Raw genomic sequence first — 26,713 nt, 5'->3', positions numbered from 1 at the left:
GGCCGCCCCTCCCCAAGGGGCGTCCGCAGGCTGGACAGCGTCGTCTTGATTGCCGAGACGGAGTCAAGTCGGCGCACGCCGCGCGGGGTTGACCCGGCCGGCCGGGGCGGGTCGAGGGGCGGGTCAGGGGTTGGTCCAGGCCTCCGGGTCGTCGGCGAGCGCGACGATCCCGGCCGGCAGCTCCGCCGCCGCCACCTCCGCGAGCGAGACCCCCAGGACCTCGCGGACCCCTGCCCGGAGCGCGATCCACAGCGTCAGGAGCGACTCGGCCGGGCCCGTGTACGACAGCTCCGGCGGCCGCTCCCCGCGCACCGAGACCAGCGGGCCGTCCACGCAGCGGATGACCTCCGCGACCGAGATCGTCTCGGCGGGCCTGGCCAGCCAGTACCCGCCGTTGCCGCCGCGCTGGCTCTGCACCAGGCCGCCCTTGCGCATGTCCCCGAGGATGCCCTCCAGGAACTTGTGCGAGATGCCCTGGTCCTCCGCGATGGCCTCGGCCTTCAGCGGGCCCGCGTCCCGGGCGGCGGCGAGCTGGAGGGCGGCACGCACCGCGTAGTCGGCCCTGGCTGAAATGCGCATGCGCGCATTATTCCGTACGGTCGTGACGGATCCGCCCGTCCGCGGGACGCGCCGTACCGCGGGCCGCACCGCCCGTCGCGGACGCGCCGTACCGCGCCGTGAGACGAGTCGTCCCGCACTCTTGACGCCGCCCGTGACCGGTCGGACACTCGGGGACGGGAAAACCGAGCGAACGGGTAGGAAACCATGGGGCGCACCGGCCGGAGGGACACCGCATCCGCCGCGCCCCTGCCGCGCTCCCTGCCCCTGACGTCCCGCCGCCACATCGACCTGCTGCGGGTCTGCAGCGCCGCGTAGCCGCCGCCTCCCGGGCGGCCCGCGCCACCGCCGCCCACCGGGCTCCTCGCCGCGGCCGTCCGTCTCCTCCTGCACGCACCCTCCGCCGCACCGGGCCCCGTTCGGCCCGCGCCGTCGCCGAGCCGCCGCGACCGGCGCCGCCGCCCGCCGCCCCGATCCGGCACCGAGCACCCTCCAGGGAGAAGCATGTCCGTCGTCCCGTCCTCGCTGCTGCCCGCCTCCGCCCTGCCCGCCTTCCGCGGTCGCATCGGCCGCGACGTGCGCAGCGGCCACTACGCCGTACCGCACCGCTACCGCCTCCACGTCGCCCCCTCCGGTCCCGGCTGTCTGGGCATCGCCCTCACCCACGGCCTGCTCGGACTCGACGACACCCTCCCGCTCACGGTCCTGCCCGACACCCCCGACGCGCCCGACGGCGGATACGCGGTCCTTCGCCCGCTGTACGAGGCCAGCGCCCACCTCTACGACGGCCCCGCCTCCGCACCCGTCCTCAGCGACGGCTGGACCGGCCGCATCGTCACCACCCACGTCCCCGACATCCTCCGGGACCTCGCCCTGCGCTTCCGCGGCGACGGCCCCGACCTGCTGCCGGAGGAGCACCGCGCCGAGATCGACGCCGTGGCCGAGCTGTGCGGGCGGAGCGTCAACCGGGCCGCCCAGCGGGCCGGCGAACTCGGACTGGACGACGGGGCCGCCCACCGCGAACCCCTCGGCGTCCTCTTCGCCGCGCTCGACTCCCTGGAGGACCGCCTCGCCCGCCGGCCGTACGTCCTCGGCGACGGACCGACCCTCGCCGACGTGCACGTCTGGATCACCCTCGTCCAGCTCGACACCGTCCACCGCTGGCACCTGGACGCCGCCGCCATGGACCGGGTCGCCGCCCACCCCGCCCTCTGGGCGTACGCCCAACGCCTCGCCGCGCGGCCCGAGTTCGCCCGCCACCTCGACATCGACGCCGTCCTGCGCCGCCACCGCGCCCACTGCCGGGGCCGCGAGGCGGCGGGCGCGGGGATCCGCATCGTCGACTGGTCGGCCGCCCCGCGCTGACGGCCCGGGAACGGGGTCCGGGGAGCACGCCCCCCGGACCCCGGCACCTCGGCGCCCTCCCCCGTCGTCACCCACCGTGTCCGCGCGGGTCGCGGGCGTGGCCGACGGCCGCCAGTATGGAGCGACGCAGGAACAGGAGGACGCCATGCTGCTGCCCGACAGGAACACGGTCGACCGGTTGCTCCGGCACTACCGCGCCCAGGAGCGGACCGTGCTCGCCCGGCCGTGCGACCTGTCGGCCCGCCGGCGCTTCGAGGACACGGCGTACACCCTCTGCGTCCTGATGGGGGAGCGCAGCGCCCGCGCGGCGGTCCGCGCCGCCGAGCGGTACGTGACCGGGAACCGCGCCCCGGCCCGGCCGGCCCTGGAGGGCCTGCCCGGAGCCTGAACCGCCCGGCCGCCCGACCCGCTCCCCGGCCCCGGACCTCCGCGCACCGCCGGGGGAGCCCTTGAGGACCACCGGAGGACCGCTCCGGCGCCACCGGAAGAGATCAGGAATCGAGAAGCGTCGGCACCGTGCCCCCCATTAGCGTGACAGCCACGGGCATCGCGGCCCCTCCCGGGCCGGACGCGATGACCACCCTTTCGGCCCCGCGCGACAGCTGGAGACACGATGAGCAAGGCCCCCAGGCCGGACGAGCAGACGTCCGCGCCGCACGCCGCCGACCGGCACGACCTGATCCGTGTGCACGGAGCGCGCGAGAACAACCTCAAGGACGTCAGCATCGAGATCCCGAAGCGCCGCCTCACGGTCTTCACCGGCGTCTCGGGCTCGGGCAAGAGCTCCCTCGTCTTCGACACGGTCGCCGCCGAGTCGCAGCGGCTGATCAATGAGACCTACAGCTCCTTCGTCCAGGGCTTCATGCCGACCCTGGCCCGGCCCGAGGTCGACGTCCTCGAAGGCCTCACCACCGCGATCATCGTGGACCAGCAGCGCCTCGGCGCCGACCCGCGCTCCACCGTCGGCACCGCCACCGACGCCAACGCGATGCTCCGCATCCTCTTCAGCCGGCTCGGCACGCCCCGCATCGGCCCGCCCAGCGCGTACTCCTTCAACGTCCCCTCCGTGCGGGCGAGCGGCGCGATCACCGTCGAGAAGGGCGCCAAGAAGGCCGTCAAGGCGACCTTCGAACGCACCGGCGGCATGTGTACGCGCTGCGAGGGCCGGGGCACGGTCTCCGACATCGACCTCACCCAGCTCTACGACGACTCCAAGTCCCTGGACGAGGGCGCGCTCACCATCCCCGGCTACACCACCGGCGGCTGGAACTACCGCCTCTACACCGAGTCCGGCCTCGTCGACCCGGCCAAGCCGATCCGCTCGTACACGAAGAAGGAGCTGGACGCCTTCCTCCACCACGAGCCGACCCGGATGAAGATCGCGGGCATCAACATGACCTACGAAGGTCTGGTCCCCCGCATCCAGAAGTCCTTCCTCGCCAAGGACAAGGAGGGCATGCAGCCCCACATCCGGGCGTTCGTGGAGCGGGCCGTCACCTTCACCACCTGCCCCGAGTGCGACGGCACCCGGCTCGCCGAGGGCGCCCGCGCCTCGAAGATCGGGAAGGTCAGCATCGCCGACGCCTGCGCGATGCAGATCAGCGACCTGGCCGCCTGGGTCCGCGGCCTGGACGAGCCCTCGGTGGCCCCGCTGCTCACCGCCCTCCAGCTGACCCTCGACTCGTTCGTGGAGATCGGCCTCGGCTACCTCTCCCTCGACCGCCCGGCGGGCACCCTCTCGGGCGGCGAGGCGCAGCGCGTCAAGATGATCCGCCACCTCGGCTCCTCGCTCACCGACGTCACCTACGTCTTCGACGAGCCCACCGTCGGCCTGCACCCCCACGACATCCGGCGGATGAACGACCTCCTGCTCCAGCTGCGCGACAAGGGGAACACGGTCCTCGTCGTCGAGCACAAGCCCGAGGCGATCGCCATCGCCGACCACGTCGTGGACCTCGGCCCCGGCGCCGGCACGGCCGGCGGCACCGTCTGCTTCGAGGGCACCGTCGAGGGACTGCGGGCCTCCGGCACCGTCACCGGCCGCCACCTGGACGACCGCGCCGCCCTCAAGGGCACGGTGCGCGAACCCACCGGGGCCCTGGAGATCCGCGGCGCCTCCGCGCACAACCTGCGCGACGTCGACGTGGACGTCCCCCTCGGGGTCCTCACCGTCGTCACCGGCGTCGCCGGCTCCGGCAAGAGCTCCCTCGTGCACGGCTCGCTCCCCGCCGGCGAGGAGGTGGTCTCCGTCGACCAGAGCCCCATCCGCGGCTCCCGACGCAGCAACCCCGCTACGTACACCGGTCTGCTCGACCCGATCCGCAAGGCCTTCGCCAAGGCCAACGGCGTCAAGCCGGCCCTCTTCAGCGCCAACTCCGAGGGCGCCTGCCCCACCTGCAACGGCGCCGGCGTCCTCTACACCGACCTCGGCATGATGGCCGGCACCTCCTCCACCTGCGAGGACTGCGAGGGCAAGCGGTTCCAGGCCTCCGTGCTCGAATACCTCCTCGGCGGCCGGGACATCAGCGAGGTCCTCGCGATGTCCGTGACCGAGGCCGAGGAGTTCTTCGCCTCCGGCGAGGCCGCCACCCCGGCCGCGCGGCGGATCCTCGCCCGGCTCACCGACGTCGGCCTCGGCTACCTGACCCTCGGCCAGCCGCTCACCACGCTCTCCGGAGGTGAGCGGCAGCGGCTGAAGCTGGCCACCCATATGGGAGAGAAGGGCGGGATCTACGTCCTGGACGAGCCGACCACCGGCCTCCACCTCGCCGACGTCGAGCAGCTCCTCGGCCTCCTCGACCGGTTGGTGGACTCCGGCAAGTCCGTCATCGTCGTGGAGCACCACCAGGCGGTCATGGCGCACGCCGACTGGATCATCGACCTCGGCCCCGGCGCCGGCCACGACGGCGGCCGGATCGTCTTCGAGGGCACGCCCGCCGACCTGGTCGCCGCCCGCTCCACCCTTACGGGGGAGCACCTCGCGGAGTACGTCGGGGCCTGACCGAGGGGCGGGGCGCGCGGCGCCGACCGGGCCGGGGCGAGCGGCCCTCGTTCCGGTGGCTCCCGCCCCGGCGGCCCTCACTCCTGCGCGGAGCCACCCGCGCCCGCCCGGCGCCGCCATCCCCACAGCCCGAGCGCCGCCGCGCAGGCCGCGCCGATCAGGCCCAGCGGGAGCCCGGCCGACGCGCCCGGGGAAGCCGCCGCAGACGCGTCCTTCCCGAGGGCGGCCGTTCCGGGGGCCTCCCCGACCGGGGCGCCCTGCGCGGGACCGTCCGGTCCCGACGAACCCGCTGCCGCGGCGCCCCGCACGGGAGAACCCGACGCCGGAGCACTCCGGTCCGGGGCGCCCCCGGCGGAAGCGCCCTTCGCAGGGGTGCCCTTCGCGGGGGATTCCCCGGGCCGGGCCTTCCCGGCGGGCCCGGCCCCCGCCGCCTCCGCCCGGGCCGCCGCCGCGGCCCCGTCCCGTCCGTCACGGGCCGCCGCCACGGCACGGGCGTCCGGCTCGGCCTCCGTCCGCTCCGGCAGCAGCGACCCCACCGGCCGGACGCGCCCGGCCGCCTCGAAGCCCCAGTCGAGCAGCGAACGCGCCTCCTCGTACACGGCGTACCCGCCGCCCTCCTGCGGGTTCATCACCGACACGACGAGGGTCCGGTCGCCCCGCTTGGCGGCGGAGACCAGCGTGTTGCCCGCGTTGCTCGTGTAGCCGTTCTTGATGCCGATGAGCCCCGGGTAGCGCTCCACCCCGTTCTCGCCGGTCAGGAGCCGGTTGGTGTTGGCGATGCCGTACGACCACGAGCCCGCCGGGAAGTCCGCGTACCGCGTCGAGCAGTACCGGGTGAACACGGGGTCCTGGAGCCCGGCCCGCCCGAAGACCGCCAGGTCGTACGCGGAGGACACCTGCCCCGGCGCGTCGTAACCGTCCGGGGAGACCACGTGGGTGTCGTCCGCCCCCAGGGAGCGGGCCTTCTCCTGCATCTTCCGGGCCATCGCGTCCCAGCCGCCGTTCATCGCGGCGAGCACGTGCACCGCGTCGTTCCCGGAGCTGAGGAAGACGCCGTTCCACAGGTCCGAGACCTTGTACGTGTACCCCTCCTTGATCCCGACCAGGCTGCTGCCCGCCCCGATGCCGGTCAGCTCGGAATCGGCCACGGTGTGCTGCTCGGACGGATCGTGGTGGGGGAGCGCGGTGAGGGCGAACAGCGTCTTGAGCGTGCTGGCCGGCGGCAGCTTCCGGTGCGCGTCCCGGGCGGCCAGCACCTCGCCCGTGGTCGCGTCCGCGACCACCCACGACAGCGCGGAGGCCGAGGGCAGCCGGGGCGCGCCCGCCAGCGGCTGCACCTGCACGCCCCGCCGGTCGAGCCGGGCCGGGTCGACGGAGCGGCGCGCGGGCGGGGCGGGCTCCCCGACGGCGGAGGCCGGGAGACCGGGCGAGAGGAAGGACGCGGAGGTGACGGAGGGGGCGAACGAGACGACGGAGGAGACGGAGGAGGCGGAGGAGACGGACGGGGCCGTGGGGGCGGGGGAGGCGACGGCCGCCGGAACGGGCAGCACGAACAGCAGGGCCGCGGAACCGGCGGCAGCGTGACGGACAGCTGACGTGACGATCATTCGGCCACCGTAGGGAGGAGGTGACGAACCCGCAGATCGAAGTGCGCCGACCGGGGGAGCGGGTGTGGCGTACGGCGGCGCGTCGTGCGCCGACCGGGTGGTCCCGGGCCGCCACCGGACGCCCGGGCTCCACCGGTGACGCACCCTCACACCCGTACCGGAGCACCCCCGTTCCGTACGGGAGCCCCCGCGTCCCGGCGCACCGCCGCCCCCGTCCGGCCGTCCGGCAGCCCGGCCGGACGGTCCGCCGCGCCGCCCAACCCCGTACGCGGGCGACGGCGTTGACCGTAGGATCCGACCACTCGCGTGCCGCACCGGCCCGTCTCCGCAGACAGGAGCTCCTTCCGTGGACACTGCCCGTACCGAGAACGCCGCCCGTACCGAGGACCCCGCCGACACCGCGAACGCCTCCCCTACCCCACCCAACGCGAACGCGCCGCACTCCACCGCCCCCGCTCCCGCCGACCGGGCGCCCCACCGCATGGACCCGGCGGGCGGCTGCCCGCACGCGGACAACGCGCGGCTGCTCGCCGGGGGCGCCGTGACCCCGGTGGTCCTGCCGGGCGAGGTCGAGGGCATGGCGGTCCTGGGCCACGACGCGCTGCGCGAGTTCCTCGCCCACCCCGACGTCGCCAAGGACGCCCGGCACTTCACCGCCCTCGCCGAGGGCCGCATACCCGAGGGCTGGCCGCTGCGGACCTTCGCCACCGTCCCCGGCATGACCACCGCGGACGGCGCCGACCACCGACGGCTGCGCACCCTGGTCAGCAGCGCCTTCACCGCCCGCCGGGTCGAGCAGCTCCGCCCGCGCGTCGAAGCGGTCACCGCCGGACTCCTCGACGGACTCGCCGGAGCCGCCGAGGCCGGGGACGGCGTCGCCGACCTGCGCCGGCACTACGCGCTGCCGCTGCCGCTCGGCGTCATCTGCGAACTCCTCGGCGTCGACCCGGCCCACCAGGACCGGCTGCACCACCTCTCCGGCCTGGTCGTCGCCACCGACACCGAGCCCGCGCGGGCCGTCGCCGCCAACCGGGAACTCGTCGAACTCCTGGCCTCCGTCGTCACCGCCAAGGCCGCCGCCCCCGGCGACGACCTCACCAGCGCGCTCATCGCCGCCCACGGCGAGGACGGCGACCGGCTCAGCGGGCCCGAGCTCATCGGCACACTCCTCCTGGTGATCGTCGCGGGCCACGAGACCACCCTGAACCTGATCACCAACGCCGTCCGGGCCCTCTGTGCCCACCGCGACCAGCTCGCCCTGGTGGTCGAGGGCAGCGCGACCTGGGCGGACGTGGTGGAGGAGACCCTGCGCTGGGACAGCCCGGTCAGCTACTTCCCGTTCCGCTACCCGACCCGGGACCTCACCGTCGACGGCACCCTCGTCCCCAAGGGCACCCCCGTCCTGGCCGGCTACTCGGCGGCGGGCCGCGACACGAGGGCCCACGGCCCGGACGCCGACCGCTTCGACATCACCCGCACCACGAGGGCGAAGCACCTCTCCCTCGGCCACGGTCCCCACTACTGCCTGGGCGCCCCGCTCGCCCGCCTGGAGGCCACGACCGCCCTGGAAGCGCTCTTCACCCGCTTCCCCGACCTGGACCAGGCCGTCCCGGAGGCGGACCTGACCCGCCACGCCGGCTTCGTCGGCAACAGTGTCCGCACCCTCCCGGTCCGCCTGGTCCGCTGACCTCCCGGCGCGACACCGGCCCGCCCGGCGGGGACCTCAGACCGCCCGCCCCCACGCCGGCGGGGAGAAGGTCCGCAGGGAGGAGACGACGCGCAGCAGCCGGTCCTCGTTCCCGGCGAGGCCGGCCGCGCGGAGCGCCTCGTCGGCCTCCGCCATCGGACGGGTGAGCATCGCCCCCGCGTACGGGGCGAGCCGCGGGTCCGCCAGCACGGCCCGGGTGGATTCGAGCAGCCGCAGATACGCCTGGGCCGCCGCGCGCTCGTCGGCGGTGATCGTGGTCATGTCGGGCTCCCTCTCGACAGTTCGGCTCCCGCCACCCTCTCGCACGCCTCTGACAATCCGGTTCAGCCCCGCCCGCCGAGGTGGGCCGCTCCGGCGGTCCGGTTCAGCCCCGTCCGCCGAGGTGGGCCGCCAGCCGTTCCAGGAAGACCTGCTGCCCCACGACGAGCAGCGGGGCCGCCGCCTCCGGGGCGAACCAGCCGACCCGGTCGATCTCCGGGAACTCCTCCAGACGGCCGGAGCGGGGCGGCCACTCCAGGGTGAAGGTGCCCGGCACGATCCGCTCCGGATCCAGGTCGCCCTCGACGGCCCAGGCGGTGACGAGCTTTCCGTTGCGCTGGCGGCTCTCCCCGAGGTCGATCCAGTCGCCCTCGGGGGCGGCGAGGCCCAGCTCCTCCCGGAACTCCCGGCGGGCCGCCGCGTCGGGCGCCTCGTCCGGCTCGTACTCCCCCTTGGGGAGGGACCAGGCGCCCTCCTCGCGGGACGCCCAGAGGGGCCCGCCCATATGGCCGATGAGAACCTCGGCGCCACCGTCCGCCGTCCGGCGGAACACCAGGAGACCCGCGCTGCGTTTGACCGGCATGGCGCCCAGTGTGGCCGAAGGCCCCCGTCCGCGCAGCCCGCAGGGGAGCCCCCGAAGGTGTGCCCCGGCGCACGCCCGCCGACGCCTCACGCCTCCGGCCGAGGCCCCGCGCCCCACTCCTCCTCCGGCGTCTCAGGCCTCCGCCCCGACCGTCACGGGCCCGCCGGCCGGGTCCACCCCGCGCGTCCAGCCGGGGCCGAGACGTACGGAACGCCAGGGCACGAGCGTGGCGGGCAGCCGCTCCCGGCGCAGCGGCGCGCCGTCCTGCGCGACGGTCAGGACCGGCCGTACGAGACGGCTCTCCGCCCGTACGAGGAGGGGCGCGGCCCCCGGGCCGAGGAGGCCGGGCGCCACCCACCGCAGCGGCCCCACCGTCGTGACCGGCACCGTACCCGTGGTTCGGGGAAGGCCGCCGAGGTGGTCGAGCACCGCGTCGGCCACCGCCCGCCCCTCGGCGGCGGCCACCGGGGCGGGCTCCCCGCCGTGCAGCAGGTCGCCGGCCGCGAAGACCCCCGGAGCGGCGGTACGGAGGGCGCCGTCCGTCACCGGGCCCCGCGTGCCCGGCGCGAGCGGCAGCCCGCGGGCACGGGCGAGCTCGTGGTCCGGGACCCAGTCGCCGGTGAGGACCACCGTGTCGCACCGCAGGACGGACGTTCGGCCGTCCCGCCCCCGGACCGCCACCCCGGTCGGCCGGCCGCGTCCGAGCAGCTCCGTCACGACGGTGCCGGTGAGCAGCGGCACGGGCCCGAACCCGGTCGGTACGAAGGGGAGTCCGGTGACGACCGCCGTCACCGCCACCCCGGCCGACCGCAGCGTCCGCACCGCGCTCCGGGCCACCGGATCGCCGCCGACGACCACCGCCCGCCGCCCCACGTACTCCCGCCCCACGAGCTCCCGGCCCGCATGCCCCTTCCGGCCCCCGAACAGCTCGACCGTCCGCTGGAGTTCCCCCGTGGTCAGCACCCCGGCGGGCCGGGTCCCCGGGAGGAGCCGGGCGCTGCGGGGCCGTTCGCGCGCCCCGGTGGCGAGGACCACCGCCCGCGCCCCGATCCGTTCGAGCCCGGCCGGGGAGGTGACGTCCAGGGCGAGCGGTCCGGCCCAGCCCGTGGCCGAGGCGCCGGTACGGACGACGGCTCCGGCCCGCAGCGCCTCCCGCACCGCGCGCCGCGCGTAGCCCGGTCCGTCCAGGGGCCGTCCCCGCGCGTCCGCGCCGAACCCCGGGCGCGCGCAGTGGCGCGGGGCCCCGCCCGCGGCCGGCTCCCGTTCCAGGACCTCGACGCGGCCCGCGCCCGCCGCCGCGAGCCGGGCGGCCGCGGCGAGCCCGGCGGGCCCGGCGCCCACGACGAGCACGTCGACCGTACGGTCCACCGTCCGCTCGCCCCCCTCCGTACGGTTCACCGGCCGTCTCCTCCGTCCTTGCGCGTCGGGGGGCCCGCCTCCTCGAACAGCGCCCGCACCTCCGCGCCGCAGAAGTTCCCCTGGCAGCGGCCGCCCCGGGCGCGGGTCCTGCGCCGCAGCCCGTCGAGGCCGCCCGGCGGGATCGTGGAGGCGAGCGCGGCCCGGATCTCGCCCCGGGTGACCCGCTCGCAGTGGCAGACGACCGCCCCGAAATCGGGGTTCCGGGCGATGAGTTCCGCGTCCCGGTACGGGCGGGGGAAGGCCTCCCCGAGGTTCGGCACGCGGACCGGGGCGAGCGGCCGTTCCGGTCCGGGGTCGAGCCCGCAGTCGGTCAGGAGGCCGAGCACGTGCTCGGCGATCGCCAGGGAGGCGCTGAGCCCGGTGGAGCGGATCCCGCCCACCGTGACGTACCGCAGGGCGGGGTGCGCGGCGATCCGGTAGTCCTCCTGTCCGGTGGCGGCCCGCAGCCCCGCGTAGACGGCCGTGACCTCCTCGTCGAGCAGCGCGGGCAGGACCCGGCCGCCCTGTTCGAGGAGCCCCGCGATCCCCTCCGCCGTGGTGCCGGTCGCCGTCTTGTCGTCCAGGTCCTCGGCGGTGGGCCCGAGCATGACGTTCCCGTACACGGTGGGGGAGACGAGCACGCCCTTGCCGAGCGGTCCCGGCACGGGGAGCAGGACGTGCCGGACCAGGGCGCGGGCGAACTTGTCGAAGACGAGCAGCTGGCCCCGGCGCGGGGTGACGGTGAAGTCCTCGCGTCCGACCAGGGCGTCGAAGGCGTCGGCGTACAGCCCGCAGGCGTTGACGAGGAGCCGGGTCCGGAGCGTGCCGCGCCGGGTGGTGAGCCGGTGGTGCGGATCGCCCGGACGCACTTCCTCCACCCGGCAGTTCAGGTGCAGGTCCACTCCGGAGCGGACGGCCTGCGTGGCGTACGCGAGGACGGTCGTCCACGGGCAGACGATCGACTCGCCCGGCACGTCGAGCGCGGCGAGCGCCCCGGGCCCCAAGTGGGGCTCGCGCGAGGCCAGCTCGCCGGCGCCGATGATCCGGGTGCCGTGGTGTCCGTTGCGCCCGGCCTTCCCGGCGAGGCCGGGGAGCGCGTCGCGCTGCTGCTCGTCCCGGGCGACGAGCAGGGCGCCGAGCGGCTCCACGGGGACACCGGTCTCCCGCGCGTACGCGGTGAGCAGCCGGTGGCCCTCGCGGACGAGCCGCGCCTCCAGGGTGCCGGGAACGGCGTCGAAACCGGTGTGCAGAATGGCCGTGTTGGCCTTCGAGGTGCCGTCGCCCACGTCGTTCGCGGCCTCCACGAGGGCGATCCGCAGCGGGTGGCGGGCGAGCGCGCGGGCGATCGCGGTCCCGACGACCCCGGCGCCGACGACCACGACGTCGTACGCGGCGTCCCCGCCGGAGGGGAGCGGCCCCGCCCGGGTGACCTCCCCGGGGGCCGCCGCCCGCGCGCTCCCTGTCACTGGCACGACCCTCACTCGCCCCCGGCCCCGGTACCGGCCCCGCCCCCGTCCGTCTCCGCCCCCGGTCGTTCCAGCAGCGCCGCGACCTCCGCGCGGAACCGGGCGAGGCGCGTCCCCGCCTCGTCGGCGGAGATCCGGGGTTCGTACACCACCGACGGCTTCCACTCCGGTACGGCCTCCCGGAGCGCGAGCCCCGGGAAGCGGCCGAGACGGGCGACCGCGCCGACCCCGAGGGCCGTGGCGTCGGGCAGGGCGGAGACCTCGACCGGCCGTTGCAGCAGGTCCGCCTGGGTCTGCATGAGCAGTGCGCTCCGGGTCAGGCCGCCGTCGGCGCGCAGCGAGGTCAGCGGCGCGCCCCGGTCGGCCGCCGCGGCCGAGGCCAGCTCCACGACCTGGGCGGCGATGCCCTCGCACAGGGCCCGGACCAGGTGCCCGGGCCCCGTGTCCAGGCCGAGGCCGGTGAGCGAGCCGCGCACGTCGCCCCGCCACCAGGGCGCGGCGAGCCCCGCGAACGCGGGGACGAACGTGACGCCGCCGCTGTCCGGGACCGCGCCGCCGACCGCGTCGAGCTCCCCGGCCCCGCCGATCACCCCGAGGTCGGTGAGCCAGCGCACGGCCGAGGCCACCGTGTACACCTGGCCGTCCAGGCAGTGGGTGACGCGCCCGCCGAGCCGCCAGGCGACGCAGCTCACCAGGCCCGAGGCCGCCCGCGACGACCCCGGACCGGTCTGCGCGAGCAGGAAGGCCCCCGTGCCGTACGTGCACTTGGCGGCGGCCGGGTCGTCGGCGCTCTGCGCGAGCAGCGCCGCCTGCTGGTCCACCAGGAGCCCGGTGAGGGGGAGCGGCGGGCCGAAGGCGCTCGTGGTGCCCACGGGCTCGTCGCAGTCCACGACCCGGGGCAGCGGCTCGTCGCCGAGCCCGTACAGGTCGAGGGCGGTCCGCGACCAGGCGGCCGTGCCGAGGTCGAGGAGCCCGGTGCGCCCGGCGGTCGCCGCGTCGGTGGCGAAGGCGCCGGTGAGCCGGTGCACGAGCCAGGCGTCGCTGGTGGTGACGGCGCCCGCGCCGGTGGCGTGGCGGCGGATCCAGGCCATCTTCGGCGCGGCGAAGTACGGGTCCACCGGGAGGCCGGTCAGGCGGCGCAACTCCTCCGCGTGCGGGGCGAGTTCCGCGCAGATCCCGGCCGCCCTGCGGTCCTGCCAGACGAGCGCGTCGGTGAGCGGTCCGCCGGTGGCGGGGTCCCAGGCGAGCACGGTCTCGCCCTGGTTGGCGAGGCCCACGGCCACGACCGGGACGCCCGCGTCGGCGAGCGCCGCCCGTCCGGCGTCGACCACGGAGTCGTACAGCTCGCGCGGGTCGACCTCGACCAGGCCGCCCGGCAGGTACCGGGGCCGGACCGGGACCGTGCCGCTGCCGAGGACACCGCGTTCCGGACAGAGGACGAGGGCCTTCGTGCCCGACGTGCCCTGGTCGACGGCGAGTACCGGGCCGCCCGTCATCCTGCCGCTCCCGTCCGTGGTCCCGTTCGGTGATCGTCCGGTCACCGAAAAGGGCCAGGGTGCCGCCGCCGGGGAGCCGCGTCAAGCCGCGCCGGCCGACCCCGTCAGGTCCACCGTGCTACCTGACGGTAAGTCAAATTCAGTCGTTGGCTGAATAGTTGCTGTCGAAGAAGAAAGTGGACCGGTCAAGTCCAGAGCGCTCTATAGTGATCGCCGATCAACGGGCTGTACACCCCCCGAGGGAGTGACCACCCCTTACCACCCACCGAGGAACCATGCCACCCACACCACGCCCCGCCCCCTGATGGCCGGCCGAGGCTTCCGGCCCGTCTACCATCCGGCGGGCCACGACCACGCCCTGCGCCACGCCCTCCAGGACTTACGCACCGGCCGCTGGGCCGCCATGGCGCGGCTGCTCGACGAGACCTCCGACTGGAACGCCTGGACCCGGCGCACCCAGGTCCTCGCCGCCGTCGCCGCCGGCACCGACGTCGTCCGCACCTGGCGCGCCGAGCAGCCCGGGAGCCCCGCCGCGGCCGTGATGCACAGCCGCGTCGCCGTCGAGCGGGCCGTACGCGCCCACCGCTCCGGCCACGCCCGCGCCGGACAGCTCTGCCAGGAGGCCAGGACCGCCTGCCACGAGGCCGGCGACCACTCGCCCGCCGACCCGGTGCCCTGGGTGGGACTGCTCGCCCTCGCCGCCCTCGACGGCCCCCAGCGCCTCCCCGAGCACCGGGCCGCCCCGCCGGCCCCCATGCTGCCGTCCGGCCCCTGGGGCCTGCTCGCCGAGTCGGAGAAGCGCCACCCGCACAACCGCGAGGCGCACCACCGCATGCTCCAGTTCGTCTACGCCCGGCGCACCGGACCGCTCTCCGAAGCCGTCAACTACTCCCACTGGGCCGTCTCCTCGGCGCCCGTCGGCTCCGCCCTGCACGCCCTCCCGCTCTACGTGCGCGTCGAGCGCTACCGGCGCGAGCGCGGCCACGAGCGCGCCCTCGACCTCCACTGGGTCGCCGAGGACGCCGTGCGCGAGGCCCGGCAGGCCCTGGACACCTGGTTCTTCTTCTGCGCGGTCGACGAGGCCTCCCTGCTCGACCTCAACCACCTGGCGCACGCCCTCTTCGGCGCCCTCCGCTTCGCCGACGCGGCCCGGGTCTTCGAGGCGCTCGGCCCGTACTACACGACGCTGCCGTGGGCCTACCGGACCGCCCGTCCGGACGACCGCGCCCTCGCCGAAGAGGTCTTCCTGCGGGCCCGCGACCGCTGTCTCGGCGACTGAGGCCCCGGCCCGCCCCCGCCGCCTCTCCCCGTACCTTCCGCCCGCCCCCGTCCCCGGAGGAACCATGTCCCGCACCGACGCCCCGACCGACGCGATACGCAAGCCACCGCCCGTCCAGGACGAGGAGGAGCGGCTGAGAGAACTCGGCTACCAGCCCGTCCTCGCCCGCCGCATGGGCGGCTTCGGCAACTTCGCGATCAGCTTCTCGGTGATCTCGATCCTCTCCGGCTGCATGACCCTCTACGGCTTCGGCCTGGGGACCGGCGGTCCCGCCGTCATGCTCTGGGGCTGGGCCGGCGTCGGCCTCTTCGTCCTCTGCGTGGGCCTCGCCCTCGCCGAGGTCACCAGCGCCTACCCGACCTCCGGCGCCCTCTACTACATGGCCGACCGGCTCGGCGGACGCCGCTGGGGCTGGTACACCGGCTGGCTGAACCTCCTCGGCCTGCTCGGCGCCATCGCCGGCATCGACTACGGCGCCGCCCTCTTCACCGGGGCCTTCCTCAACCTCCAGTGGGGCTTCCAGCCCACCGCCGGCTCCACCTTCCTCATCTTCCTGGCGATCCTGCTGCTCCACGCCGTCCTCAACCTCTTCGGCGTCCGCCTGGTCAGCGTGCTCAACTCCATCAGCGTGTGGTGGCACCTGGCCGGCGTCGCGGTCATCGTCGGCGCCCTCGCGATCATCCCGGAGCGCCACCAGTCCGCCGAGTTCGTCTTCACCGAGTTCGTCAACGACACCGGCTGGGCCAACCCCTTCTACGTCGCCGCCATCGGCCTGCTCCTGGCCCAGTACACCTTCAGCGGCTACGACGCCTCCGCCCACCTCTCCGAGGAGACCTCGAACGCCTCCGTCGCCGCCGCCAAGGGCATCGTGCGGGCCATCTGGGTCTCCTGGCTCGCCGGCTTCGCCCTGCTCACGGGACTGACCTTCGCGATCCAGGACTACGCCGCCACGCAGAACAGCGCCACCGGCGTCCCGCCCGCCCAGATCCTCCTGGACGCGCTCGGCACCGGCGGGGCCACCGCCCTGCTGCTCGTCGTGATCGTCGCCCAGCTCTTCTGCGGCAACGCCGAGGTGGCGGCGGCGAGCCGGATGGTCTTCGCCTTCAGCCGGGACAACGCCCTGCCGGGCTCGGCGCTCTGGCGGAAGGTCAGCACCCGCACCCAGACCCCCGTACCGGCCGTCTGGCTCTCGGTCGGCGTGGCCGCGCTCATCGCCGTGCCCTCGCTGTACTCGGCCACCGCCTACGGAGCCGTGACCGCCATCAACGTCATCGGCATCACGCCCGCCTACGCCATCCCGGTCTACCTGCGGCTGCGCGCCGGGAAGCGGTTCACCCCCGGCCCGTGGAACCTGGGCCGCTGGAGCAGGCCGATCGGCTGGACCGCCGTCGTCTGGGTGGCGTTCGTGACCGTCCTCTTCTGCCTGCCGCAGAAGTCGCCGGTGACGGTCGACACCATGAACTACGCCGTCATCGCCCTCGCCGTCGTCCTCGTCCTGGCCAGCGTCTGGTGGTACGTCGCCCGCCGCTCGTACGGCACGCCGACCGCGTACGGCACGGCGCGCGAGGAGGCGGACATCGCGGAGGGGATCGTCTAGGGCCTGTCCGGTCACGATCCGCCGGACAGGCCCTGGGGCGCGTCCGGTCGTACGGGAATCTCCGGACGCGCCCTGGGACCCCGTACGGAGTGCTCCCGTACGGAAACGCCCGGGTCGGCCCGTCGCCGCCCGGGCGCCCCCGTGCCCGGGTCCTCAGGCGCTGAACTCGTAGGTCCAGGCCGCCGAGCGGGCCGTGACATCGATGTCCGTGATCTCCAGGGCGCGCCCGTGCTGGTCGCTGACCACCCGGTGGACGAGCAGCCGGGGCGCGCCGCCGGCCGCCGTCCCGGGACCGGTCGGCACGCCCACCGACTCCCGGTGGACGACCCGCAGCCCCGCCTGGTGCATCCAGTGGTAGAGGAGCCGCAGATCGGGCTGCTGCCGGCAGTCCCGGCCCCGCCGGTAGCGGGCCAGCTGGGGGATCTCGGCGAGCGCCGACCGGGAGAACCACGACACCGCCCGCTGGAGCGCCGAGCCCCGCGGGTCGAGCACCACGTGCCGGTGGACGAGCGTCGGCTCGCCGGGGGCGAGCAGGAGGCGCGGGGCGAGCGGGACGGGCGGCGGCTCCCAGGCGAGCGAGGCCCGCACCAGCGTCCCCGCCGCGCGGGGCCCGCCGGGGAAGGTCGGCCGGTGGACCCTGGGGGCGGGGACCTCGGCGCGCGGCTCGGTCCCCGGTCCGGCGGCGAAGGTGCCGCGCCGGTCGGTGACGACGAGCCCCTCCTCGCGGAGGAGCTGGAGAGCGCTGCGCACGGTCTGCCGGTTGACGTGGTGGCGCTGGGACAGCGAACGCTCCGAAGGGAGCCGGCTGCCGGGGGAGATGCGCCGCTGGGCGAGATCCTCACGCAGGGCGGCGGCGACCCGGAGGTAGAGCGGCGCTTCCGCCGCCGCTCCGGAATCGGGCTCGGCCATGATCAACCCTCTCTTTGCTCAGCGTGACCGCATGGGCCGTATGGGTGATCAATTCCTATCATTGGTCTAAACCATTTTGCCAGTCCTGTCGGAAAGAGTGGCCGAAACGCGCGTTGCGCCTTGTAATGAGGTTCCAGGTGACGGGGCCGAGTCCGCCCCGGCGGAAGAGGCGGGTGAGGCCGGATGACGACGCCGTCGGAACGCGCCGCACGGGGCAGGGCGGCCCGCAAACGCGTCCCCCGGTCCTCCCACGGCCGCTGGATACCCAGCTCCCAGCGCCCCGACCCGCTGGAGGTCCTGGAGCGCCAGGCCCGGGACCGGCTGCCCGACCTCGTCCCTCTCCGGTACGGCAGGATGGCGGCCTCCCCCTTCGCGTTCCTGCGCGGCGCCGCGGCCGTCATGGCCGCCGACCTCGGCGCCCAGTCCGACACCGGCCTCACCGTCCAGCTCTGCGGCGACGCCCACCTCCTCAACTTCGGCGTCTACGCCTCACCCGAACGGACGCTCCTCTTCGACGTGAACGACTTCGACGAGACCCTCCCCGGCCCCTTCGAATGGGACGTGAAGCGGCTCGCCGCGAGCATCACCGTCGCCGCCCTCCAGAACGGCGGCACCGGGCCCAAGGCCCGCCGCGCCGCCCTCGTCGCCGTCGAGTCCTACCGCGCCTCCATGCGCCGCCTCGCCGGCCTCGGGGAACTCGCCGTCTGGTACGAGCGCATCGCCGCCGACGACCTCCTGGCCCTGGTCCACCGGAGCGACCGCGCCCGCCTGGAGAACCGGCTCGCCCGCGCCCGCCGCCGCACCAGCCTCCAGGCCTTCACCAAGCTCACCGAGGCGGACGGGACCGGGCACCGGCACCTCGTCGAGGACCCGCCGCTCCTCGAACGCACCACGGACATCGACCGGATCACCCTCGGCAAGGTCTTCAGCGACTACCGCAGCTCCCTCGCCGAGGAGCGGCGGCTGCTCCTCGACCGCTACCGCTTCCTCGACGCGGCCCGCAAGGTCGTCGGGGTCGGCAGCGTCGGCACCCGCTGCTTCGTCCTCCTCCTGGAGGGCCGGGACGAGGGCGACCCGCTCATCCTCCAGATCAAGGAGGCCGGTCCCTCCGTCCTGGAGGAGTACCTGGCGCCGACCGCCTACCCCCACCAGGGGCAGCGGGTCGTCTGCGGACAGCGGCTCATCCAGGCCGCCAGCGACATCTTCCTCGGCTGGATGACCGGCCCCGAGCAGCGCCACTTCTACTGGCGCCAACTGCGCGACATGAAGGGCTCCGCCGAGGTGGAGACCATGTCCCCGGCCATGCTGAGGGACTACGCGCGGCTCTGCGGCCGGGCCCTGGCCCGCGCCCACGCCCGCTCCGGCGACCGCGTCGCCATCGCCGCCTACCTCGGCGGCTCGGACGTCTTCGACCGCGCCGTCGCCGACTTCGCGCTCGCCTACGCCCACCAGAACGCCGACGACTACGCGGCGCTCGGCGCGGCCATCGCCGCCGGCGTGATCACGGCGGCCCCGGGTGCCTGAAGCGGCGGCCGGAGACGTGTGAAGCGGCGGCCCCGGGCGCCCGGACCGACCGGTGATTCCGGGCGCCCGGGACCGGTCGGCGGCTTCCACCGCCTGCCGGTCCCGGCCGCCCGGAGCCTCGCCCGGAAGGGCTATGCCTCGCGCCGCAGCGGCGGCTCGGCCGGCGTCTCGACGGGCGGTCCGAAGAGCACCGCCCGCGCCACCGACGGAGAGAACAGGGAGGTCAGGGGCGCGGTCAGGTTGAACACCGCGCGGAACGCCGCCCCCACGGCCGGATCGCCCGCCGCCCGCTGCTGCACCCGGCCCAGGTACCAGCCGACCGCGCGGTCCAGCGGACCCGGGCTCGCCGCGTCCCCCGTGGCCCCGGGCATCTTCTTGTCGGCGCCCGCCGAGATGTCCCAGGCCTGCCGCGAGGCGTCCAGGAGCGCCCGCTGCACCACCCGGGTCGTCGGCGTCCGCCCCGGGTCGGCGAGGGCCCGGCGCAGCGCGACCGCGCTGAGCGCGGCGACCGCCATGCCCTGCCCGTAGATCGGGTTGAAGGCGCACAGCGCGTCGCCGGTGGCGAGGAATCCGGCCGGCCGGCGCCCCGGACGGTCGTACCGGCGCCGGACGTTGGCGGTCTTCCGGAAGCCGTACACCGGGGACTCCGGCTCCGCCCGGGCCAGCCAGTCGCCGATCACCGGGTGCGGCAGCCGCTTGGCGTACTCCTCGAACGCGCCCTCCTCGACGGGCGGTTCGTCGCCGCGCAGCCCGGAGAGGGTGACCAGGTGCCGCCCGTCGCCGAGCGGCAGCACCACACCGCCGTACACCTGCGAGGGGTTCGGTACGACGTAGTAGCCGAGCGCGTCCGTGTCCGGGCCGCCGACCGGGGACCCGTAGACCCGGGTGGCGTACGCCAGGCCCGTCTCGAGGGTCTCCTCGTGCGGCGCCTCCGCACCGATGCCCGCCAGCCAGTCCGCGGCCTTCGTGGACCGCCCGGAGGCGTCCACCACGAGATCGGCCGCCAGGGTGCGGGTCTCCTTGTCCACCCCCGCGCCGCGCTCCCGCAGCCGTACGCCCCGCACGCGCGAGGAGTCCCCGGTCAGACCTACGGTCTCGACGCCCTCGACCAGTTCGACCCGCGGATCCGCGAGCACCCGCTGCCGCACCAGCCACTCCAGTTGCGCGCGGGGGCCGGTGAAGAAGTGCGCGGTCGCGGCCGAGCGGCGGAACCACCTGCCGTTCTGCCACTGGACCATGTCCCGCGGAATGCCCACCTTCGGCGCGCCGAGCTTCCCCAGCTCGTCCGTGAAGCCGGGCAGCAGCTCGTCGAGCGCCTGCTGCCCGCCCTCGATGAGCACGTGGAGGTGCCGGCCCTGCGGCACGCCGGGCCTCGCCTCCGGCCCCTCGGGGAGGCGGTCGCGCTCGACGACCGTCACCTTCTCCGCGTGCTCGGCGAGGACCCGCGCGGCAAGCAGCCCGGCGAGGCTTCCTCCGATGACCACCGCGTGACGTGTCGTGCGGTGCCCCAAGTCGTCGGCCATACCCGCCCTTTCGTTCGTGGAACCGGCGGCCCCCAGTATCGCCCGGCACCGGCCCCCGCCCGCCGGGGCTACTCCCCCCGATCCAGTTCCGCAAGGGCGCCGGTCAGCCATTCCACCCAGAACCGCTCCAGGTCGATCCCGCCCCGCAGGACGAGGTGGCGCAGCCGGTCCGGCTCGGCCCTCCGCCGCTCCGCCGGGAAGTCCCGGTCCTCGATCGCGAGGTACTCCTCCAACTGCTCGCGGTGCAGCGCGAGATGGCGTTCCAGCTCGGCCCGGAGCCCCGACGCGCCGACCATCGCGGCCGCCCGCATCCGCAGCAGCAGGGCGGACCGCATCGGCTTGGGGTCCTCGGGCCTGGCGACCCAGTCGCTCAGCTCGGCGCGGCCCGCGGGCAGCACCTCGTACTCCTTCCGCTGTCCCCGGACGGGCACCGGGGCGGGCAGGGCGCGGATGTGGCCCGCCTGCTCCAGCCTTCCCAGCTCGCGGTAGATCTGCTGGTGCGTGGCCGACCAGAAGTAGCCGATCGACTTGTCGAAGCGACGCGTCAGTTCGAGCCCGGAGGACGGCTTCTCGAGCAGGGCGGTGAGGATGGCGTGCGGGAGGGACATGCTCGCATCCTAGGTTCGGGGCCCGCCGTGATCACCGCGTCCGCGGCGGTCGCGGGAACGGTGGTCACGGCGGTGCGGTCACAGGGTGGCGGCGAGGCGGGTGCCCTGGTCGATGGCCCGCTTGGCGTCCAGCTCGGCGGCGACGTCCGCGCCGCCGATGAGGTGCGCCGTGCGACCGGCCGCCACCAGCTCCTCGTACAGGTCCCGCCGCGGCTCCTGGCCCGCGCAGAGCACGACCGTGTCGACCGGGAGCACCTGCGACTCGCCGCCGATCGTGACGTGCAGGCCCTCGTCGTCGATCCGGTCGTACGTCACGCCCGCCACCATGGCCACGCCGCGGTGCTTGAGCTCGGTGCGGTGGATCCACCCGGTGGTCTTGCCGAGACCGGCGCCGACCTTGGTCTCCTTGCGCTGGAGCAGGTGCACCCGGCGCGGGGGAGCGGCCCGCTCGGGCGTCCGCAGCCCGCCCCGGTTCTCGTACGAGGTGTCGACGCCCCACTGGCGGAAGTACGTCTCGGGGTCCTGGCTCGCGCCCTCCCCGCCGTCCGTGAGGAACTCCGCGACGTCGAAGCCGATGCCGCCGGCGCCGATGACCGCGACCCGCTCGCCGACCGGCGCGCCGTCCCGCAGCACGTCCAGGTAGCTGACGACGCTCGGGTGGTCCACGCCCTCGATGGCGGGGGTGCGCGGGGAGACGCCGGTGGCGACCACGACCTCGTCGTAGCCGTCGAGGTCGGCCGCCGCGACCGGGGTGTTCAGGCGCACCTCGACCCCGCGCTCGGCGAGCTGGACGCGGAAGTACCGCAGGGTCTCCTCGAACTCGTCCTTGCCCGGTACCCGCTTGGCGACGTTGAGCTGGCCGCCGATCTCGGCGGCGGCGTCGAAGAGGGTGACCGCGTGGCCGCGCTCGGCCGCCGACACCGCGCAGGCGAGCCCGGCCGGGCCCGCGCCGACGACCGCGATCCGCTTGGCGCGGCGGGTGGGGGAGAGGACCAGCTCGGTCTCGTGGCAGGCGCGCGGGTTCACCAGGCAGGAGGTGATCTTCAGGCTGAAGGTGTGGTCCAGACAGGCCTGGTTGCAGCCGATGCAGGTGTTGATGGTGTCGGCGCGGCCGGCCGTGGCCTTGGCGACGAAGTCCGGGTCGGCGAGGAACGGGCGGGCCAGGGAGACCAGATCGGCGCGTCCGTCGGCGAGGATCTCCTCGGCGACCTCGGGGGTGTTGATGCGGTTGCTGGTGACGAGCGGGACGGAGACCTCGCCCATCAGCCTCTTCGTCACCCAGGTGTAGGCGCCGCGCGGCACGGAGGTGGCGATGGTGGGGATGCGCGCCTCGTGCCAGCCGATGCCGGTGTTGATGATCGTGGCGCCCGCCGCCTCGATCTCCTTGGCGAGCCGGACGACCTCCTCCAGGGTGGAGCCGCCGGGGACGAGGTCCAGCATCGAGAGGCGGTAGACCAGGATGAAGTCCTCGCCGACGCGCTCGCGGATCCGACGGACGATCTCCAGCGGGAAGCGGACGCGGTTCTCGTACGGGCCGCCCCAGCGGTCGGTGCGGTGGTTGGTCGCGGCGGCGACGAACTCGTTGATGAGGTAGCCCTCGGAGCCCATCACCTCGACGCCGTCGTACCCGGCCTCCTTGGCGAGCCCGGCGCAGCGGACGTAGTCCTCGACCGTCTGCTCCACCTCGGCGTCGGTCAGCTCGTTCGGCACGAAGGGGCTGATGGGGGCCTTGAGGGGGCTGGGCGCGACCAGGGCGGGGTGGTACGCGTACCGGCCGAAGTGCAGGATCTGCATCGCGATCCGGCCGCCCTCCCGGTGCACGGCGTCGGTGATGACCCGGTGGTCGGCGACCTCCTCGGCGGTGGTGAGCTTGGCCCCGCCGTCCCAGGGGCGCCCGGCCTCGTTGGGCGCGATGCCGCCGGTGACGATCAGGCCGACGCCGCCGCGGGCGCGCTCGGCGTAGAAGGCGGCCATGCGCTCGAACCCGTGCTCGGCCTCCTCCAGGCCGACGTGCATGGAGCCCATGATCACCCGGTTGGGCAGGGTGGTGAACCCGAGGTCGAGCGGGCTCAGCAGATGCGGGTACGGGGTCATGCGGGCGCCTCCTCGCGCAGGGTCGTCACTTCCTGTTGTAGGGGACCCGGCGGCGGTTCTGCAACTAGTTGCAGAAGAATCGGGGCGTGACGTCCACTACTCGGTGACCACTGGTGGTGCCAGAAGGCCGGAGACACCGGCGGTACCGGAAGGGCCGGAGACGCCGGCGGTGTCAGAAGGCCGGAGAGGGGCCGCGTCCGCCGCCCTCACGCCTTCCGATAGGAGTACGCCTCAGAGGCCGCCGCCACCACCGCGTCGAGGTCCCCGCCCGCGCTCGCCGTCACCACCGCCGCGACCGCGCCCTCCACGAAGGGCGCGTCCACCAGGCGGGAGTTTCCGGGCAGCTCGTCGCCCTCGGCCAGCAGCGCCTTCACGGTGAGCACGGCACTGCCCAGGTCGGCCAGGAGCGCCACCCCGGCGCCCCGGTCGACGGCCCTCGCCGCCGCGCCGATCAGCTCGGAACTCGTCCCCAGACCGCCGTCCGGGGTCCCGCCCGCGGGTAGTACCGGGGGCGGCCCCTCACCGCCTCCGGCGAGTCCCAGGGCCAGCTCGGCCACCGCCGCCGCGACCGCCGCGCTGTGCGAGACGAGCACGACGCCGACGGGCCCCGCCCCTTCCGCTCCCACCGGGCTCACCCCTCCTCCCCTTCCTCGGCCGCCGTGTCGGCGAGCGCCGCGAACAGCAGGGCCGACGAGGTCGCCCCCGGGTCCCGGTGCCCGACCGACCGCTCGCCCAGATAGCTCGCCCTGCCCTTGCGCGCCCGCAGGGGTACGGTCGCGAGGGCGCCCTCCTCGGCGGCGGCGCGGGCCGCCGCGAACGACTCCCGCAGCGCCTCCGCGGCCGGTACGAGCGCGTCCAGCATCGTCTTGTCGCCCACCTGGGCCCCGCCCAGCCGCGCCACGGCCTCCACGCCGGCGCCGAACGCCTCCGCCAGCCGCTCCCGCCCGACCCGCTCCTCGTCGCCCAGCGCCTTCCCCGCGCTCCGCAGCAGCGTCCCGTACAGCGGTCCGGACGCGCCGCCCACCGTGGAGATCAGCTGCCGTCCGGCAGTGGTGAGCACCGCGCCGGGCGTTCCCGGCGGCTCCTTCGCCAGGGTCTCGGCCACGGCGGCGAACCCCCGCTTCAGATTGGCGCCGTGGTCGGCGTCGCCGATCGCCGAGTCGAGGTCGGTGAGCCGGTCCGCCTCGCGGTCGACGTCCTCGGCCGCCGCCGTCAGCCAGCGCGCCAGGAACTCCGCGCCGTAGGTCTCCGTCATGCCGTCTCCCACTTCCGCACCGTCATCCGTCGCTCCACCCTCCGTCTCACATGCCCCAGCGCAGGGCGGGGGTCCGCACGGGCGCGTCCCACAGGCGCAGCAGCTCCTCGTCCGCCTCGCACAGGGTCACCGAACAGCCCGCCATGTCGAGCGAGGTCACGTGGTTCCCCACCAGTGTCCGGGCCACCGGAACCCCGCGCTCGGTGAGCACCCGCTGCACCTCCGCGTGGAAGCCGTACAGCTCCAGGAGCGGGGTCGCGCCCATCCCGTTCACCAGGGCGAGGACCGGCCCGGACGGGCGCAGGTCCTCCAGGACGGCGTCGACGGCGAAGTCCGCGATCTCCCGCGAGGTCATCATGGCCCGTCGTTCGCGGCCCGGTTCGCCGTGGATGCCGACGCCCAGCTCCAGTTCCCCGTCCGGAAGGTCGAAGGTGGGGCCGCCCTTGGCGGGGGTGGTGCAGGCGCTCAGGGCCACCCCGAAGGACCGGGACCGCTCGTTCACCCGGCGGGCGACCGACTCCACCCGCTCCAGCGGAGCCCCCTCCTCGGCGGCGGCCCCGGCGATCTTCTCCACGAACAGCGTGGCCCCGGTGCCGCGCCGCCCCGCCGTGTAGAGGCTGTCGGTCACCGCCACGTCGTCGTCCACGAGGACCCTGGCGACCTGGATCCCCTCGTCCTCGGCCAGCTCCGCCGCCATCTCGAAGTTCAGTACGTCCCCGGTGTAGTTCTTGACGACGAACAGCACCCCGGCACCGCTGTCGACCGCGGCGGCGGCCCGCACCATCTGGTCGGGCACGGGAGACGTGAAGATTTCGCCCGGACAAGCGGCGGCGAGCATCCCGGGCCCCACGAACCCCGCGTGCAACGGCTCGTGCCCGGACCCGCCACCGGACACCAGCGCCACCTTCCCCGCCACGGGCGCGTCCCGCCGCACCACGACCCGCCGCTCCACGTCCACGGTCAACTCGGGATGCGCGGCGGCCATGCCGCGCAACGCGTCGGCGACGACGGTCTCCGGAACGTTGATCAACATCCTCATGGGTACCTCCGGTGAGACGGGCGGACAAGCCACTGGTCAGGGTTTCCACAGGCCGGGACGGGCGAAGCGAAGGGGCGGCCCCCGCGGGCCGCGACGGCGGAAGACGGTCCCGTGCGGCACCGGCGCCGACTCCGCGCCACCTCTCCTGACGCCGCGTCGGCCGGGTGCCCGGCTGATCGGCTCTGCGGAGGCGCGGCATGGCGAAATCATCCGCGCCCGGCCGCGCATGCGCACGGGTGCGTACGCGGCCGTGGCGTGTCGGCGTCCGGCGACGCTGCCGGCCGTGGTGCGACGGTGACGCCCCGCCCCGATGTTGACCTTCGAGTGGGTCGAAGCCCCATGATGGCCAGGTGCCGAATTCCGAGCTGATGCCCATCGGAGCCTTCGCCCGGCGCACCGGACTGACCTCCAGCGCGCTGCGGTTCTACGCCGACTCCGGGCTGCTGCCCCCCGCCGAGGTGGACCCTGCCACGGGTTACCGCTCCTACGACGCCGACCAGCTGGAACGGGCGATCGCACTGCGCCGGCTCCGTGAGATCGCCATGCCCCTCGCCGCGGTCGAGGCGGTCCTCGACGCCGGGCCCGACGAAGCGGCACGCCTGCTCGACGAGCACGTCGCCAGGATCGAGGGAGACGCGGCGGCGGCACGGCGGAAGGCCGCCGTCATCAGGTCCGCGCTCGGCGGCAGCGCGCCCGGCCTCCTGATCGCCGCGCTGAAGGGCCCCGTGCTGGCGGACGCGGTCGACCAGGTCCTGACCGCGACGGCGACCGCGACCGCGACCGCGCGCGAGCCGGGGGCGGCGGTCCTCACCGGTCTGCACGTCGAGGCGGGTGACGGGGCGATCGCCCTCACGGCGACCGACCGGTACCGGCTCTCCACCCGGACCCTGGTGCCGGTCCGGCCGGCGGACCGGACCTGGGCGGGCACGGTCGACGGCGACGACCTCCGGGCCGCGGCCGCCGAGGTCCGGCGCAGCGCGCTGGTCCGCGTCGAAGCGGTGCCGTACGGGATCCGGCTGCGCATGCCCGGGCGGGAGGACCGGCACTGCCGGGCGCTGCCCGGGGAGTTCCCCGACCACCGGCTGATGCTCGCCTCCCTGGACGGGGCCACCACCCGCGCGACGATCCCGAAGGACCTGCTGCTGCGGGCCCTGGAAGAGCACCCCGGCGAGCGCGTCGCCCTGCACGTCACCGCTCGCGGCGTGAACCTCCGGTCCCCGGACGACGAGCACCCCGGGATCACGCTCCCCGCCACCGTGACGGGCGAGGACCTGCGGGTCCTGTTCGGGACGACCACGCTCTACCCCGCCGTGAGCACGGCGATCGGCCCCGACGTGATGCTCGACCTGCGGGGGTGCGACCGGCCCGTCACGATCCGCTCCGCCGACCGCGGCGACCTCACCACCCTGGCCATGCCCGTCGCACCCGACCACTCATCCTGACGA

At 75.1% G+C, this 26,713-nt stretch carries 22 protein-coding genes; 8 read left to right on the top strand and 14 right to left on the bottom strand.

The genetic code is table 11. From position 1 onward, the window contains the following. Nucleotides 1-123 precede the first annotated feature (123 nt). Entirely contained in the window at nt 124-579 is a 456-nt protein-coding gene (locus tag OO47_RS13830) for an RrF2 family transcriptional regulator (RefSeq protein WP_030213461.1), read from the bottom strand. 483 nt (nt 580-1,062) lie between these two features. Between OO47_RS13830 and OO47_RS13825 the strand changes: the two genes are divergently transcribed. From OO47_RS13825 to OO47_RS13815, 3 genes are all read left to right on the top strand, one after another. Continuing rightward, nucleotides 1,063-1,923: a glutathione S-transferase C-terminal domain-containing protein gene (locus tag OO47_RS13825; RefSeq protein ID WP_030213457.1), complete on the top strand. Its 861-nt coding sequence runs from the start codon at nt 1,063-1,065 to the stop codon at nt 1,921-1,923. A 145-nt stretch (nt 1,924-2,068) separates the two neighbouring features. Next, on the top strand, nt 2,069-2,311 hold the full coding sequence (locus OO47_RS13820; protein WP_030213455.1) for a DUF5133 domain-containing protein: 243 nt from the start codon (nt 2,069-2,071) through the stop codon (nt 2,309-2,311). A gap of 225 nt (nt 2,312-2,536) precedes the next feature. Then, nucleotides 2,537-4,924, top strand: coding sequence for an ATP-binding cassette domain-containing protein (locus OO47_RS13815; protein WP_030213452.1), 2,388 nt, complete (start codon nt 2,537-2,539; stop codon nt 4,922-4,924). Nucleotides 4,925-5,001: 77 nt separating this feature from the next. Here OO47_RS13815 and OO47_RS13810 read toward each other — a convergent pair whose 3' ends face one another. Next, a complete protein-coding gene (locus OO47_RS13810) occupies nt 5,002-6,531 on the bottom strand; it encodes a D-alanyl-D-alanine carboxypeptidase family protein (RefSeq protein ID WP_030213448.1) in 1,530 nt (509 codons plus the stop codon). A 481-nt stretch (nt 6,532-7,012) separates the two neighbouring features. Between OO47_RS13810 and OO47_RS13805 the strand changes: the two genes are divergently transcribed. Continuing rightward, nucleotides 7,013-8,218 carry a cytochrome P450 family protein gene (locus OO47_RS13805; protein WP_030213445.1) on the top strand — a complete coding sequence of 402 codons (1,206 nt, stop codon included), beginning with the start codon at nt 7,013-7,015 and terminating at the stop codon, nt 8,216-8,218. 36 nt (nt 8,219-8,254) lie between these two features. On the opposite strand, the gene OO47_RS13800 is transcribed toward OO47_RS13805, so the two are convergent. The 5 genes from OO47_RS13800 to OO47_RS13780 all read right to left on the bottom strand — a co-directional run bounded on the left by OO47_RS13800 (nt 8,255) and on the right by OO47_RS13780 (nt 13,440). After that, nucleotides 8,255-8,500: a hypothetical protein gene (locus tag OO47_RS13800; RefSeq protein WP_030213442.1), complete on the bottom strand. Its 246-nt coding sequence runs from the start codon at nt 8,498-8,500 to the stop codon at nt 8,255-8,257. 103 nt (nt 8,501-8,603) lie between these two features. After that, nucleotides 8,604-9,080, bottom strand: a complete 477-nt coding sequence (locus tag OO47_RS13795; protein WP_030213439.1) for an NUDIX domain-containing protein — start codon at nt 9,078-9,080, stop codon at nt 8,604-8,606. A gap of 132 nt (nt 9,081-9,212) precedes the next feature. Beyond that, on the bottom strand, nt 9,213-10,448 hold the full coding sequence (locus tag OO47_RS13790) for an FAD-dependent oxidoreductase (protein ID WP_030213432.1): 1,236 nt from the start codon (nt 10,446-10,448) through the stop codon (nt 9,213-9,215). 26 nt (nt 10,449-10,474) lie between these two features. Then, the gene (locus tag OO47_RS13785) at nt 10,475-11,944 is read right to left on the bottom strand and encodes an FAD-dependent oxidoreductase (protein ID WP_051715971.1); all 1,470 of its coding nucleotides are present in this window, start codon (nt 11,942-11,944) and stop codon (nt 10,475-10,477) included. A gap of 11 nt (nt 11,945-11,955) precedes the next feature. Beyond that, entirely contained in the window at nt 11,956-13,440 is a 1,485-nt protein-coding gene (locus tag OO47_RS13780) for an FGGY family carbohydrate kinase (protein ID WP_030213428.1), read from the bottom strand. A gap of 304 nt (nt 13,441-13,744) precedes the next feature. Between OO47_RS13780 and OO47_RS13775 the strand changes: the two genes are divergently transcribed. Both OO47_RS13775 and OO47_RS13770 read left to right on the top strand, forming a co-directional pair. Further along, nucleotides 13,745-14,719 (top strand): hypothetical protein, encoded by a 975-nt coding sequence (locus tag OO47_RS13775; RefSeq protein ID WP_030213426.1) that lies wholly within the window; start codon nt 13,745-13,747, stop codon nt 14,717-14,719. A 64-nt stretch (nt 14,720-14,783) separates the two neighbouring features. Next, entirely contained in the window at nt 14,784-16,316 is a 1,533-nt protein-coding gene (locus tag OO47_RS13770; protein WP_030213424.1) for an amino acid permease, read from the top strand. Between the two features lie 153 nt (nt 16,317-16,469). On the opposite strand, the gene OO47_RS13765 is transcribed toward OO47_RS13770, so the two are convergent. Then, complete coding sequence (locus OO47_RS13765) at nt 16,470-17,225, bottom strand: GntR family transcriptional regulator (RefSeq protein WP_030213422.1); 756 nt, start codon at nt 17,223-17,225, stop codon at nt 16,470-16,472. A 183-nt stretch (nt 17,226-17,408) separates the two neighbouring features. On the opposite strand from OO47_RS13765, the gene OO47_RS13760 reads away from it, so the two are divergent. Further along, nucleotides 17,409-18,749, top strand: a complete 1,341-nt coding sequence (locus OO47_RS13760) for a DUF2252 domain-containing protein (protein ID WP_030213416.1) — start codon at nt 17,409-17,411, stop codon at nt 18,747-18,749. Between the two features lie 131 nt (nt 18,750-18,880). Here the strand turns inward: OO47_RS13760 and OO47_RS13755 are convergent, their stop codons facing one another. The 6 genes from OO47_RS13755 to dhaK form a co-directional block, all read right to left on the bottom strand. After that, nucleotides 18,881-20,272 carry an NAD(P)/FAD-dependent oxidoreductase gene (locus OO47_RS13755; RefSeq protein ID WP_030213414.1) on the bottom strand — a complete coding sequence of 464 codons (1,392 nt, stop codon included), beginning with the start codon at nt 20,270-20,272 and terminating at the stop codon, nt 18,881-18,883. Between the two features lie 68 nt (nt 20,273-20,340). Continuing rightward, on the bottom strand, nt 20,341-20,880 hold the full coding sequence (locus tag OO47_RS13750) for a PadR family transcriptional regulator (protein WP_030213407.1): 540 nt from the start codon (nt 20,878-20,880) through the stop codon (nt 20,341-20,343). A 78-nt stretch (nt 20,881-20,958) separates the two neighbouring features. Next, complete coding sequence (locus OO47_RS13745; RefSeq protein WP_030213405.1) at nt 20,959-22,974, bottom strand: NADPH-dependent 2,4-dienoyl-CoA reductase; 2,016 nt, start codon at nt 22,972-22,974, stop codon at nt 20,959-20,961. A gap of 206 nt (nt 22,975-23,180) precedes the next feature. After that, the gene (locus OO47_RS13740; RefSeq protein WP_030213398.1) at nt 23,181-23,600 is read right to left on the bottom strand and encodes a PTS-dependent dihydroxyacetone kinase phosphotransferase subunit DhaM; all 420 of its coding nucleotides are present in this window, start codon (nt 23,598-23,600) and stop codon (nt 23,181-23,183) included. 5 nt (nt 23,601-23,605) lie between these two features. Further along, a complete protein-coding gene (dhaL, locus tag OO47_RS13735) occupies nt 23,606-24,229 on the bottom strand; it encodes a dihydroxyacetone kinase subunit DhaL (RefSeq protein ID WP_030213396.1) in 624 nt (207 codons plus the stop codon). A 46-nt stretch (nt 24,230-24,275) separates the two neighbouring features. Further along, nucleotides 24,276-25,268: a dihydroxyacetone kinase subunit DhaK gene (dhaK, locus tag OO47_RS13730; RefSeq protein ID WP_030213395.1), complete on the bottom strand. Its 993-nt coding sequence runs from the start codon at nt 25,266-25,268 to the stop codon at nt 24,276-24,278. 350 nt (nt 25,269-25,618) lie between these two features. Between dhaK and OO47_RS13725 the strand changes: the two genes are divergently transcribed. After that, nucleotides 25,619-26,710: a MerR family transcriptional regulator gene (locus OO47_RS13725; protein WP_033209050.1), complete on the top strand. Its 1,092-nt coding sequence runs from the start codon at nt 25,619-25,621 to the stop codon at nt 26,708-26,710. Nucleotides 26,711-26,713: the final 3 nt, after the last annotated feature.

Source organism: Streptomyces bikiniensis (genome assembly GCF_000716625.1).
GTDB lineage: Bacteria > Actinomycetota > Actinomycetes > Streptomycetales > Streptomycetaceae > Streptomyces > Streptomyces bikiniensis.
This window is presented reverse-complemented; position numbering and strand designations above follow the sequence as displayed.

What these genes read in the sequence shown, in the direction of transcription:
- OO47_RS13800 (WP_030213442.1), bottom strand. Translation starts at nt 8,500, where the DNA reads ATGACCACGATCACCGCCGACGAGCGCGCGGCGGCCCAGGCGTATCTG.
- OO47_RS13815 (WP_030213452.1), top strand. Translation starts at nt 2,537, where the DNA reads ATGAGCAAGGCCCCCAGGCCGGACGAGCAGACGTCCGCGCCGCACGCC.
- OO47_RS13780 (WP_030213428.1), bottom strand. Translation starts at nt 13,440, where the DNA reads ATGACGGGCGGCCCGGTACTCGCCGTCGACCAGGGCACGTCGGGCACG.
- OO47_RS13745 (WP_030213405.1), bottom strand. Translation starts at nt 22,974, where the DNA reads ATGACCCCGTACCCGCATCTGCTGAGCCCGCTCGACCTCGGGTTCACC.
- dhaK (WP_030213395.1), bottom strand. Translation starts at nt 25,268, where the DNA reads ATGAGGATGTTGATCAACGTTCCGGAGACCGTCGTCGCCGACGCGTTG.
- OO47_RS13830 (WP_030213461.1), bottom strand. Translation starts at nt 579, where the DNA reads ATGCGCATTTCAGCCAGGGCCGACTACGCGGTGCGTGCCGCCCTCCAG.
- OO47_RS13770 (WP_030213424.1), top strand. Translation starts at nt 14,784, where the DNA reads ATGTCCCGCACCGACGCCCCGACCGACGCGATACGCAAGCCACCGCCC.
- OO47_RS13810 (WP_030213448.1), bottom strand. Translation starts at nt 6,531, where the DNA reads ATGATCGTCACGTCAGCTGTCCGTCACGCTGCCGCCGGTTCCGCGGCC.
- OO47_RS13795 (WP_030213439.1), bottom strand. Translation starts at nt 9,080, where the DNA reads ATGCCGGTCAAACGCAGCGCGGGTCTCCTGGTGTTCCGCCGGACGGCG.
- OO47_RS13820 (WP_030213455.1), top strand. Translation starts at nt 2,069, where the DNA reads ATGCTGCTGCCCGACAGGAACACGGTCGACCGGTTGCTCCGGCACTAC.
- OO47_RS13755 (WP_030213414.1), bottom strand. Translation starts at nt 20,272, where the DNA reads ATGGCCGACGACTTGGGGCACCGCACGACACGTCACGCGGTGGTCATC.
- OO47_RS13775 (WP_030213426.1), top strand. Translation starts at nt 13,745, where the DNA reads ATGGCCGGCCGAGGCTTCCGGCCCGTCTACCATCCGGCGGGCCACGAC.
- OO47_RS13805 (WP_030213445.1), top strand. Translation starts at nt 7,013, where the DNA reads ATGGACCCGGCGGGCGGCTGCCCGCACGCGGACAACGCGCGGCTGCTC.
- OO47_RS13760 (WP_030213416.1), top strand. Translation starts at nt 17,409, where the DNA reads ATGACGACGCCGTCGGAACGCGCCGCACGGGGCAGGGCGGCCCGCAAA.
- OO47_RS13765 (WP_030213422.1), bottom strand. Translation starts at nt 17,225, where the DNA reads ATGGCCGAGCCCGATTCCGGAGCGGCGGCGGAAGCGCCGCTCTACCTC.
- OO47_RS13750 (WP_030213407.1), bottom strand. Translation starts at nt 20,880, where the DNA reads ATGTCCCTCCCGCACGCCATCCTCACCGCCCTGCTCGAGAAGCCGTCC.
- dhaL (WP_030213396.1), bottom strand. Translation starts at nt 24,229, where the DNA reads ATGACGGAGACCTACGGCGCGGAGTTCCTGGCGCGCTGGCTGACGGCG.
- OO47_RS13825 (WP_030213457.1), top strand. Translation starts at nt 1,063, where the DNA reads ATGTCCGTCGTCCCGTCCTCGCTGCTGCCCGCCTCCGCCCTGCCCGCC.